This is a genomic window from Enterococcus sp. LJL128 (assembly GCF_056924295.1).
Window position 1 is genome coordinate 235,517 of record NZ_JBXPBP010000005.1, and the last position, 11,880, is coordinate 247,396.

At 40.8% G+C, this 11,880-nt stretch carries 11 protein-coding genes; 6 read left to right on the forward strand and 5 right to left on the reverse strand.

From position 1 onward, the window contains the following. Entirely contained in the window at positions 1-825 is an 825-nt protein-coding gene (locus AC1Z3K_RS08925; RefSeq protein ID WP_426082513.1) for a helix-turn-helix transcriptional regulator, read from the forward strand. Positions 826-1,135: 310 nt separating this feature from the next. On the opposite strand, the gene AC1Z3K_RS08930 is transcribed toward AC1Z3K_RS08925, so the two are convergent. The 3 genes from AC1Z3K_RS08930 to AC1Z3K_RS08940 all read right to left on the reverse strand — a co-directional run bounded on the left by AC1Z3K_RS08930 (position 1,136) and on the right by AC1Z3K_RS08940 (position 5,261). Continuing rightward, positions 1,136-2,566 carry a 6-phospho-beta-glucosidase gene (locus tag AC1Z3K_RS08930; protein WP_461732502.1) on the reverse strand — a complete coding sequence of 477 codons (1,431 nt, stop codon included), beginning with the start codon at positions 2,564-2,566 and terminating at the stop codon, positions 1,136-1,138. A 317-nt stretch (positions 2,567-2,883) separates the two neighbouring features. Beyond that, on the reverse strand, positions 2,884-4,212 hold the full coding sequence (locus AC1Z3K_RS08935) for a PTS sugar transporter subunit IIC (RefSeq protein WP_426082511.1): 1,329 nt from the start codon (positions 4,210-4,212) through the stop codon (positions 2,884-2,886). Positions 4,213-4,505: 293 nt separating this feature from the next. Beyond that, complete coding sequence (locus AC1Z3K_RS08940) at positions 4,506-5,261, reverse strand: MurR/RpiR family transcriptional regulator (protein WP_426082510.1); 756 nt, start codon at positions 5,259-5,261, stop codon at positions 4,506-4,508. 352 nt (positions 5,262-5,613) lie between these two features. Here AC1Z3K_RS08940 and AC1Z3K_RS08945 point away from each other — a divergent pair, with 352 nt between their 5' ends. The 5 genes from AC1Z3K_RS08945 (at position 5,614) to AC1Z3K_RS08965 (ending at position 10,843) form a co-directional block, all read left to right on the forward strand. Beyond that, positions 5,614-6,921 carry an MATE family efflux transporter gene (locus AC1Z3K_RS08945; RefSeq protein WP_461732503.1) on the forward strand — a complete coding sequence of 436 codons (1,308 nt, stop codon included), beginning with the start codon at positions 5,614-5,616 and terminating at the stop codon, positions 6,919-6,921. 80 nt (positions 6,922-7,001) lie between these two features. Next, the gene (locus AC1Z3K_RS08950; RefSeq protein WP_426082508.1) at positions 7,002-7,535 is read left to right on the forward strand and encodes a dihydrofolate reductase family protein; all 534 of its coding nucleotides are present in this window, start codon (positions 7,002-7,004) and stop codon (positions 7,533-7,535) included. Positions 7,536-7,695: 160 nt separating this feature from the next. Further along, positions 7,696-8,139: a CopY/TcrY family copper transport repressor gene (locus AC1Z3K_RS08955; RefSeq protein ID WP_461732504.1), complete on the forward strand. Its 444-nt coding sequence runs from the start codon at positions 7,696-7,698 to the stop codon at positions 8,137-8,139. Positions 8,140-8,144: 5 nt separating this feature from the next. Continuing rightward, entirely contained in the window at positions 8,145-10,610 is a 2,466-nt protein-coding gene (locus AC1Z3K_RS08960; RefSeq protein WP_461732505.1) for a heavy metal translocating P-type ATPase, read from the forward strand. 29 nt (positions 10,611-10,639) lie between these two features. After that, positions 10,640-10,843, forward strand: a complete 204-nt coding sequence (locus AC1Z3K_RS08965) for a heavy-metal-associated domain-containing protein (RefSeq protein WP_461732506.1) — start codon at positions 10,640-10,642, stop codon at positions 10,841-10,843. Between the two features lie 64 nt (positions 10,844-10,907). Here the strand turns inward: AC1Z3K_RS08965 and AC1Z3K_RS08970 are convergent, their stop codons facing one another. Together AC1Z3K_RS08970 and AC1Z3K_RS08975 are read right to left on the reverse strand one after the other, a co-directional pair. After that, on the reverse strand, positions 10,908-11,426 hold the full coding sequence (locus AC1Z3K_RS08970; RefSeq protein WP_461732507.1) for a VanZ family protein: 519 nt from the start codon (positions 11,424-11,426) through the stop codon (positions 10,908-10,910). A 320-nt stretch (positions 11,427-11,746) separates the two neighbouring features. Then, a partial coding sequence (locus tag AC1Z3K_RS08975) for an IS3 family transposase (protein WP_461732511.1) occupies positions 11,747-11,880 on the reverse strand: 134 nt, incomplete at its 5' end.

Sequence of the window (11,880 nt, forward strand, 5' to 3'; positions counted from 1 at the left end):
ATGAACAAGCGTCAGTTAACTGCCGCGGCTGTCGACTATATTGAGATGAGGCTGGAAAAACCGCTGTCTGTCGAAGAAATTGCCCGTGAGCTGCATTATTCGTCGCACTATCTCCTTCACGAATTTCACGAAATTAGTCAACTGTCTTTATATGATTACATCAAACGCCGCCGCCTTCATTTAGCTGGACAGCAGCTTCTTGCTACAGATAAAACGATTATTGATGTAGCTCTGGACAACGGGTATCAGAATCAGCAGTCCTTTACCAAGGCTTTTACAACACTTTATAAAACCACACCCAAGAAATTTCGGGCAGCTCAAAAAGAATTTGGAATTGCTGAATCGCTGCTGCTCTTTGATCAGCTGACCAAGGATTACCAAGGAGCAGTTAAGACAAAACAAGCAGTAATTGGCGAGCTTGAGGATATCTGTCAGCTAATGCGTGCGGTAAAAGGAACGTTCCCCTATTGGGAAGAACGAACATTTGTTTCAGTGATAACTCAGCGGATTGGCCAAGGGGAAGTAATCATAAGTAAAGTGGGGAAGACCTGTTTGGGGCTGCTAATCATTGATAAAGAGAAAAATTTAATTGAGGGCTTAACCTCTCTGCCGGTGACTTGGTCATTAGAACTGGAAAAGCAGCTGATTGATTATACTAGAGCGTTATTCAACAAAAAACGGACAACGCTGTTTACAACCACCTTTCGGGCGCAGGATAAGCTGGATATTGGTTGTCGGGAGCGGCTGCTGCATTTAAGCTTTAAGCCAGCAGGAGAGCTTGTCGAATTTAATTATCCTACAGAACGCTTTGTACTTGAGGTTTAGCACAGAGAATGCAGCGAGAAGCAGGGAGCTTTTCTGGAAGGTGCGAGTTAACTTTTAAGTCAAACAAGGTGTTAAATGATAAAGAATACTAAAACCCTGTTTTTGCGGAAGATACGTGCAAAAGCAGGGTTTTAGTATAGTAGGGAAGAGCTTGAGCCATAATCTCAAACTCTTATTTTTCTAAAAGCCAACAACGCTGGAACAGAAACAACCTTTTGGGAAATGAGCTTAATGTCTCTGTCCCAGCATTTTTCTTAAAGAAGCTCCCGGATTCATTTTATCGAAAATCTACAGAATAGTGATGGTATTCTTATAGTTTTTCTCCATTTGTTTGAATAACCTCTTGGTACCAGTTGAAGGATTTCTTTTTAAAGCGTTCCATTGTGCCGTTACCATCGTTATCTTTATCAACATAGATAAAGCCGTAGCGTTTTTTCATTTCGCCGGTTCCTGCTGATACTAAATCAATAAAGCCCCAAGGGGTATAGCCGATTAAATCTATCCCGTCGTACTCTACAGACTCTTTCATTGCTTCTATATGAGCCTTTAAATAGTCAATCCGGTATTGATCATCAACTGTTTTATCAGGTGTCAATTCATCAATTGCTCCAAAGCCGTTTTCAACAATAAACAAGGGGAGCTCGTAGCGCTCATTGAACCAGTTCATTGCATAGCGAAGTCCAGTCGGGTCAATCTGCCAGCCCCAGTCAGACGCTTGTACGTAAGGGTTTGTCACCAAATCTTTTGATTCATCATAGTCATAGGCAGGTCCTTTGTCATGATCTTTCACAGCAAATGACATATAGTAGCTGAAACCAATATAGTCTACACAGCCGTTGGCTAGAGTATCCAAGTCCTTCGGCGTAATATCCAGTCGATAACCCTGGCGGTCAAGATAACGCTCAATGTAGCTAGGATAGCGTCCTCTAACGTGGACATCGGTAAACCAATAGCGTTTTTGCATGGCAATCACAGACGCCATCATGTCCTGAGGTGCACAGGAATAAGGATAAATCGGCACCATAGCAATCATACAGCCAATTTGGAAATCAGGATTAATGGCATGACCAATCCGGGTAGCTTCTGCACTGGCAACTAGCTCATAGTGAGCTGCCTGATACATAATTTCTTCCCGATTTTCACCTTCGGCATATTTGATGCCGGAATTAGTAAACGGAGCAAAATCTTCTTCAAAGTTTGTTTGGTTATTAATTTCATTAAAGGTCATCCAGTAGGTTACTTTTTCTTTGTAGCGTTCAAAACAAACTTCAGCAAATTTAACAAAAAAATCGATTGTTTTACGGTTTCGCCAGCCGCCGTACTCTGTAACTAAATGGTAAGGCATTTCAAAATGAGAAAGGGTGATTACTGGTTCAATACCATATTTCAGACATTCATCGAATAAGTCGTCGTAAAACTGAAGACCTTCTTCATTCGGCTGATTTTCATCGCCCTTTGGAAAAATTCGGCTCCATGCGATGGATGTTCGAAAGCATTTAAGACCAAGCTCAGCAAAGAGCTTTACGTCCTCTTTGTAATGATGATAAAAATCAATTGCTTCATGATTTGGATAATTTTCTCCCGGAATAACACCATCTGTAATTTTTCGCGGAACACCATGCGCTCCAGCAGTCATTACGTCAGCAACGCTAATGCCTTTGCCGCCTTGATCCCAGCCGCCTTCCAGCTGATGAGCAGCAACTGCCCCGCCCCAAAGAAAATCTTTTTTTAAAATTGACATATGCATCTACCTCTTTATTCATAGTGTGTGTTGAGGTTGTAACAGAAGTATTCTGGCTCGATAAATAATAAGAATCAGGCGAAAATTGTCAAGAAACACTACGAGGGAATCGAGTAGATATTGAGTGCTATCTTCATGGAGCTTCTCTTATTTTCAGTGTCGCTCGATTTATTTCCGCGGAGTCAGCCTCTGAAACACCGTTTATTCAGTCTTAGGGCATGGGATTATTTTATCGTCCCCGGTCCCAGATTGCTTCGAGTAAAAAACGGGACAGAAGCGGAGTGTTTTGTTAAAGCACGGCTTCTGTCCCTGTAGTATTATTGTGCTTCGATTTTTTCCAGTACGTCTTCTTCAATCGGTTGATTTGTTTCCTGTGCATAGTTGATAGCATCCATCTTACGTGCAAATGGCAGGTAGATGAAGAAACCAAGAACTAGGACAAAGGCTTGTAGTAAGGCTGTTTTCCAGCCGCCGACTAATAGTCCGGAGAGTACTGCCGGAGTGGTCCATGGTACCTGGACGGCGGTAAAGAGCGGAATTAAGCCAGTGTAAAGTGCAAAGTACGTAATAACTGAAGAGACAACTGGCGTCAGAATAAACGGCACCATCATGATTGGGTTCATTACAATTGGTGTTGCAAAGGTAATTGGCTCGTTAATTCCGAAAATCGCTGGAGCTAATGACAAGCGTCCTAATTGTTTGAACTGTGCAGATTTTGCGAAAAATACCATGAACACAACCAAACCAATGGTCATACCGGCACCTGTTACTGTTTGGAACTGATCCATGAATTGTTTTGTAACGATGTGACCGCCGTTTTCAATTGTTAAAGCTTTACCAGCATTTAAAATTTCTGTATTTTCTAAAGAGTTAGCCTGTAAAATTGGCTCCATGATACCGCCGACAATTGTTGAACCGTGAACCCCGAAGAACCAGAAGAACGGAACCAGGAACCCGATAATCAATGCGCCGCCTAGAGTATCTGTTACTCCTTGTAATGGAGACTGCAGAATGTCGTAGATAAAGTCGAAGAATGTTGTATTGAATACTTTATCGAAGAAAATGTAAATGAACATTGCGCCAGTAATTAATACAGCTGCAGGAATCAGTGCTGTAAATGAGTTTGCTACGTTTTCAGGAACTGCTTCTGGAAGCTTGATACGGATATCATGACGCAGGAACCAGCTGTATACCCAGCCGACCACTAATCCAACTAGAATGGAAGTAATCATTCCTTGACCGCCAGTCCAAGTCTTGTCAATGATATTACCAATTGTTACGCCGCTTTCAGCGTCTGTTACTTCACCAGCCATGAATAGGATGAAGATAACCAGACCAATCATACCAGCTGGTAATCCTTCAAAGCCTTCTGCTTTAACATAAGAATAAGCAATACCAATAACAGCGAAGACAGCCATGATAGCAAATGAAGCACCGAAGGCCTGATTAAAGTAAACAGCCAAGCCGCTTTCAGTTACCCAGTCAGCAAGTGGTGTGTAGGGAATATTCGCTAAAAGCAGGAATATGGAGCCGACAATTGTAAATGGCATGGTATAAAGCATCCCGTTTCTTAGAGCGGTAATTGGTTTTGTGTTAACAAATTTTAGTACGGGTGGTAAAAGCTTTTCATTAATAAATTCATTCATTTTTAACTCATCTCCTCTTAACATAAATAAGTAAAATATACGTATAAGTTCATGTAGTGTATCCGTGGAAGAAGTAGCTTGCCTCCTTTTGAAAGTTTGAATACGTTTACAGCTTTAATATAAAAGATTTCCACATAAAAAGAAATAGTTTGGGGCTTTTGAGAAACATGTTCCAACGGAAAAAACAAAGCAGTTTAAGCGCCTTGTACTACCGGCATTCTTAAACTGCAAATTAATGTTTATGGAACAGAATCACTAGTGTCCTTTTATTTAATGGGTCTTGGTAAGAATTACTATTTTGAGGCTTCCCGGGAAAGCTGTTTTCCAACCTGATGCGCCAAAAGCTCAATCAAAGCAATCACGGGAATCTGAGTGGTCAGATTAATATAAGGATCTGCATATACAGATTTTTCTTCAGGCATATAATAGGAAATATTATAGTCGGCTAGCCGAGCAATCGTTGAGTTTTCATCATTGGTAATGCTCAGAACCGTAGCATTAGAGCGTTTAAAATCTGAGACCATTTTGACAATCTCAGTAGTTTCTCCGGAAACAGACAAAGCGATTACTAGGGTACTTTCAAAGCCGCGGGGAGGGATTGGTGTAAAGGGATCACTGACACTATAAGTGTTGATACCAATGTTAGCGAAATAACGACTGCCGTAGCCTCCAAGAACACCACTGGTTCCGAGACCGACGAAAGCGACATGACGGGCAGCTAAAATCAAATCGACAGCAGGCTGAAAGGTTTCCAGATAGGTCTGTTTGTTAATCTTTTTCAAAAAAGAATCGACATGGACGGCTGAATCATAGTAGTCTTCAAAGCTGTTGGGTTGGTCTTCTTCTTTTTTTAATGCAAATTTTAATTCAGAGAAGCCTTCAAAGCCCATTTTTGTACAAAATCTTAGAATAGTTGATGTAGATACATGGCAGTTTGCCGACAACTCACGAATCGTCAGTTTTGGAATCTGATCTATATGCTCAAGGATATACTGATAAACAATTAGTTCCAGATTATTTAACGACTGTATTCTTTCTAAATCAAACAAAATGAGCCACCTCTTCTTACCGTGTTTTCTATAGTTTACAACACAAGTAATCATCCGTATAGAATTATCTTTGGAAAAAATAAGGATACGGTGAAGAAGATCAGAATTTAAAAGCATAAATACAGCTATTAGTCGGTGGCTGTTTTTCATAAAAAAGCTTGTTTTTCTTAGTAATACTTGCTAGAATAAGCTACAACTTCAGCTGCCGGACTATCTTTAGCTTGTAGCTGACTGGAAATTGAATAAGCATTCATAAACAAAATCGCCGGGTTTTGTATAAACTATGAGTAGAGAAGTCATCTGATAGGCCGCAGGAGGATGACTAATCTGCTCTTTTTTTGGAGGAAATAAAATGGAATCGATGTTGAAGAAAGAACTGACTGGATATGTGAGTCGAAATGTTTTGAGTATGCTGGGGCTTTCTCTCTATATTTTAGCGGATACGTATTTTATTGCCAACGGTGTGGGTCCTTTTGGTCTGACAGCATTGAATCTGGCATTGCCGCTGTTTAATCTGATTAATGGATTGGGGCTGTTGCTGGGGATGGGAGGGGCGACACTTTTCTCCCTGCATAAAACAACACATCCTGAACGGGGCAAACAGTATTTTTCTCAGCTGGGGTTAATAGGCATCGGCGTCGGGTTATTATTTACATTAGCAGGGCTGCTATTTGTGGAACCTTTAGGTGCGATACTGGGAGGGAGCGCCGAAACGCTGCCTTATCTTATTCTTTATTTACGAGTGATTTTAATCGCTGCACCGTTCTTCTTATTAAATAATTTTGTCCTAAGCTTTGTAAGAAACGATAATAATCCCCACCTGACCATGGTAGCCATGCTTGCTTCCAGTTTATTTAATATTCTTTTTGATTATCTGCTTGTTTTCCCCTTAGGCATGGGTATGACAGGCGCTGCACTGGCTACAGCAGTATCTCCTATTCTCAGTTTGGCAATTCTTTCTTTCCATAGAAAGAAAGCCAGTCGGCTGCTAGCTATCGAATACGCTGTGCCTAAGCTGAAGGTTGTGTGGGAAAGTCTCAAATTAGGAGTTCCATCATTTCTGACAGAAATGAGTAATGGTGTAAGTATTCTTGTATTTAATATCGTACTGCTTTCTTTAGCTGGGGATATCGCAGTAGCAGCCTTTGGTATTCTGGCCAATATTTTTTTAATAGGTCTTTCGATGTTTACCGGAACTGCTCAGGGGATTCAGCCGATTGTCAGTCGGGAGTTTGGTAGAAAGAATAATGCGTCTGTCAGGTTGGCGCTGCGATTCGGATTAATTGTCAGCTTCATTTTAGGATGTTTGATGTATCTGCTTGTCTGGCTGTTTAAGCTGCCGATTATTAATTTATTTAATAGTACGAATAATCAGGAGTTAATTAGCTATGCAGTTCAGGGAATTCCAGTCTATCTATTCAGCTTCCTGTTTTCCGGGTTAAATGTTGTATTCAGTATCTTTTATGCATCGATTGCTCAGGCGAAGCAGTCGTTCATTTTAGTTCTTCTTAGAGGGTACCTATTACTGATTCCAGCTGTGTTTATTCTGGGAAAACTTTTCGGAGTGGAAGGAGTTTGGAGTAGTCTGCCTTTGACCGAAATACTGACATTGGGAATAGCGCTTTTGTTTATGCATAGGATTCGCAAACAAATTGATTGATTTTACTTGTGACTTCAAAGAAAATGAGCTATAAGTAAATAATTGGTTAATAAGTGCCGATAAATGGGGGGAAAGTGATTATGAACAGGAAGGTCATTTTATATATTGCGATGAGTTTAGATGGTTATATAGCAGAAGAAGACGGCTCAGTCGACTTTTTAACAGATGATATTGAAATGAGCGAAAAGGACGACAGCTATGAAAAGCTGATGGAACAAATTGATACAGTAATTCTTGGTCGGAAGACTTATGATCAAGTAGTCAATGAGCTTTCTCCCGAAAAGTATCCTTATGAAGAAAAGCATTCTTATGTTTTAACTCATAATGTAGAGGAAGGTCGTGAAAACCTAACCTTTACTGACGAAAAACCTACAGCGCTTATTCAGCGTCTTCTTGTCGAGGATGGAAAAGATATCTGGATTGTAGGCGGCGGTCAGGTGGTAGCTCCTTTAGTAGCGTCTAATTTAATTGATGAATACATCATCACGACAATTCCGATAGTCTTAGGAAAAGGGATACCTTTATTTCAACAGATTGATCAGTCAGTTAAACTGAAAAATGTACAGTCCTACAGTAAAAACGGCCTGGTCACCTCTGTATTTTTAAAAATATGAAAAGCGCTAACTACTAAAAACGTTCAATCTCCTATTTTTTAGAGAGAAAGAACGTTTTTTTATTTTAAGAGAAAAGCTTTGACAGTAGCAAAAAAATCAGCTAGAATAAAAAAGAATTAAACGACTACAAATGTAATCGATAATTAGAGGAGGGCAAAAAATGACGGATTCTAAGATTACTGATGCAGAATGGGAAGTCATGCGTGTTGTGTGGGCACAGCAGGAAACGACTAGCAACGAAGTATATACGATACTTAATGAAAAAATGCAATGGAAGAAAAATACAGTAAAAACATTATTAAGCCGTTTATCCGAGAAGGGTCTGTTGGCGACAAAGCCTTTGGGAAATAAATTCATTTACTATGCACTAGTTGAGGAAAGAAGAAGTCTGGCTGATCTCTCTGATGAGCTTCTCGCAAAAATTTGCAGTAAAAAAGTAGGAGAAGTTGCCGGTCTGCTCCTGCAAAAGAGTACCTTAAGCTTTTCAGATATTGAGCAGCTGGAAAAATTACTTGCACAAAAAAAGAAAGAGGCAGTGGCATCTGTTCCTTGTAATTGTATTCCAGGACAATGTCAGTGTCATCTGATTAAGGAAAAGGAGTGACGTGTGTGTCGACTAAAACATTTGATATAGAAGGAATGAGCTGTGCCTCTTGTGCACAGACCGTTGAAAAAGCAGCGGGAAAGCTGACAGGAGTTACCAAAGCCTCCGTTAATCTGGCAACAGAAAAACTAACGATGGATTACGATCAGGAAAAATTGAGTGATCAGGCGATTGCACAAGCCGTAGCAGACGCAGGCTTTCGGGCGATCAGTCCTGCAGTACAAAAAATCTATACAATAGAAGGCATGACTTGTGCGTCTTGTGCACAGACGGTGGAAAAAGCGGTTAAACGTCTGAATGGTGTGGAGCAGGCTACAGTAAATCTGGCAACAGAAAAACTGTCCGTTAGCTATAATCCGGAAATTCAGAATAGCAGTGAGATTGCTGCAGCGGTAAAGGACGCTGGGTATGAGGCCGTTGAGGAAATCTCAGAAAAGGATCAGGTTGAGCGAGATCAAGAAAAAAAACAGCAGCATATTCATAATATGTGGCAGCGCTTCTGGCTTTCTGGGGTGTTCACCGTGCCGTTATTATATATTGCAATGGGACATATGCTGGGATTACCGCTGCCTGCTTTCATTGATCCAATGGCAGCGGGCACTACATTTGCAGTTTTACAGCTGATTTTGACTGTGCCGGTACTATATTTAGGCAGGAGCTTCTTTGTTGTCGGCTTCCGCTCTTTATTTAAAGGACACCCCAATATGGATTCGTTAGTTGCCTTAGGTACAAGTGCGGCATTTTTATATAGCTTGTACGGAACGGTAATGGTATTTAACGGTCATACACATTTCGCTATGGAGCTGTATTATGAATCAGCAGCGGTTATTTTAACCTTAATTACTCTAGGCAAGTACTTTGAAGCAGTTTCCAAAGGGAAAACCTCTGAAGCAATCAAAAAGCTAATGGGTCTTGCTCCTAAAACTGCTCGTGTAATTAGAGCTGAAGAGGAGCTTGAACTGCCGATTGATCAAGTGCAGCAAGGAGATATTATTGTTGTTCGTCCAGGGGAAAAAATTCCAGTTGATGGTATGGTTTTGGAAGGTACGACAGCGATTGATGAATCGATGCTGACTGGAGAAAGCATCCCTGTTGAGAAAAAAGCTGGAGATGCTATTATCGGAGCAAGTATCAATAAAAATGGAACGATTCAGTTCAAGGCAACAAAAGTCGGTAAGGATACAGCCTTAGCTCAAATTGTTAAATTGGTAGAGGATGCACAGGGTTCTAAAGCGCCAATTGCCAAGATGGCAGATAAGATTTCCGGTATTTTTGTTCCTATAGTAATTGGCTTGGCAATATTGTCTGGTTTAGCTTGGTATTTCATTGGTCAGGAATCATGGGTTTTCTCATTGACAATCACTATTTCTGTGCTAGTCATTGCTTGTCCCTGTGCACTGGGCTTGGCAACACCAACAGCAATTATGGTGGGAACTGGAAAAGGGGCAGAAAACGGTGTACTGATTAAAAGCGGAGATGCACTGGAAACAACGCATAAAATTCAGACAATTGTGTTTGATAAAACGGGAACCATCACTGAAGGAAAACCAGTTGTGACAGATATCCTTGTGAAGAATAATCTGTCAGAACAGGAGCTGCTTCAGTACGCCGCTTCAGCTGAAAAAGGATCTGAGCACCCGCTGGGCGAAGCCATCGTTAATGCAGCTCAAGAACAGGAGCTGCCGCTTTATTCAATGCAAAATTTTGCAGCAATTCCTGGGCATGGTATTCAGGGAGAAATTGAAGGCAATCAGCTTTTATTAGGGAATAAAAAGCTGATGATGGAGCAGGGAATTGATTTAGGTGATTTTCTGAAATCCTCTGATCAGCTGGCTGAAGCGGGTAAGACGCCAATGTTTATCGCTCAAAATCAGCAGCTTGCCGGAATCATTGCTGTAGCTGATACAATCAAGGAAAGTAGTAAAGCAGCCATCGAAAAGCTCCATCAGATGGGGATTGAAGTTGCCATGATTACTGGCGATAACCGGCGTACTGCTGAAGCCATAGCGAAGCAAGTAGGCATCGATAGGGTGCTTAGCGAGGTTCTGCCGGAGGATAAGGCGGCAGAGGTAAAAAAACTTCAGGCTGGAAGCCGCAAAATTGCCATGGTTGGCGACGGCATCAACGACGCACCAGCTTTGGCACAGGCGGATATCGGGATTGCTATTGGATCTGGGACAGATGTCGCTATAGAATCAGCCGATATTGTGCTGATGCGCAGTGACTTGATGGATGTACCAACCGCAGTGGAACTAAGCAAATCAACGATTAAAAATATCAAGGAAAACCTATTTTGGGCATTTGCGTATAATACGTTGGGAATTCCTGTGGCAATGGGTGTGTTGTATCTATTTGGCGGTCCGCTGCTGAATCCGATGATTGCCGGAGCTGCAATGAGCTTTAGTTCAGTTTCAGTTTTGTTGAATGCACTACGCTTGAAACGGTTTAAACCAACAGTCGTTCGAAAATAAATGAATCAATTATTGAAGGAGAGAGACGAATGAATCAAACAGTAAAAATCGAAGGAATGAAATGTGACGGATGCGTAGGAATTGTAAAGGAAAAATTTGAAGCCTTATCGGGAGTGAGAGAAGCAGAGGTCAACCTTGCTGAAAAGAAAGCTGTACTCTCTGTAGAGCAGGAACTGTCTCAGACTGAGCTTGAGCAGGCACTTGCAGAGACGAAATTTACCATTATAAAATAAAAAAATAGAAACGACAGACCTGATGTTTGGGTCTGTCGCTTTTTATTAGTTAATTCTCTAATAATCAACGATTAAAGAAAATTAGAAACAAAACAAATCCGGTAGCCAGCATAAAGAGAAGTGTTCCTGCCGACAGCAGAAACTTGTCTAGTTTTTCTTCTGAAAACAACTTTTTTAGTAGGGCATAAATCAATAAACCCATCAGACCGCCGAAAACATTAGTGATTAAGTCGGTGATGTCGGAAGTTCCTAAATCAAAAATATACTGGCAAATCTCCAGACTTAAGCTAAACAAGATAATTAAGCGGACCTTTCCCCACAAGGAAATATTTTTACCTGCAATACCCAGTAAACCGCCGAAAGGAATGAAAATTACCGCGTTGTAGATAATTTCTTTAAGGTCTAGCTTACCATTAATAACAACCGAGTCTCCAAAGGGAATCAAATTGATATTTCTTAAATGACCATCATTCAAAGCAGCAAGATCATCAAAACTAACAGAAAACTTTAAAAGGATAATCCAAATAACGATTAGCAAGTAGGCAACAAGCAGAAGCGTTCCCCAGACCGTCTTTTTCTTCATAACATTTCATCTCCAATCATCTGTCTTCCTTACTCTATAATACGTTACTATTGCGCGGGATTTCATCCGCCTACAGGCTGATATTCTTTGGCGGCAATTGGATGAATAAGTAATCACTTAGTTCAAATGTGAAATAGGCGCTAGCTGTTCATGTCTATGTAGCTATCAAATAGACCTACTTCCACGATTGCTTGAGCCAAAGCAGCGCTTGGAAGTTTAGATAGTTGTCGAGAATTCTCTTCTCTAAAAAAGACTTGAAACAAAGAGGTCGAGACAAAAGGGCACTGACCCCCAAAAGTGAGAGGGCAAAAGAGAGGCGATTAAACGGTCTGTTTTCGATAGGCTATCGGTGATAGATAACCCAACTTCCGTTGAATTCTATGGGTATTATAATTCTTAATGTAATTTGTGACAATATCTATTACAGTAGTGGTAGAGTATTTTGGCTCTATGT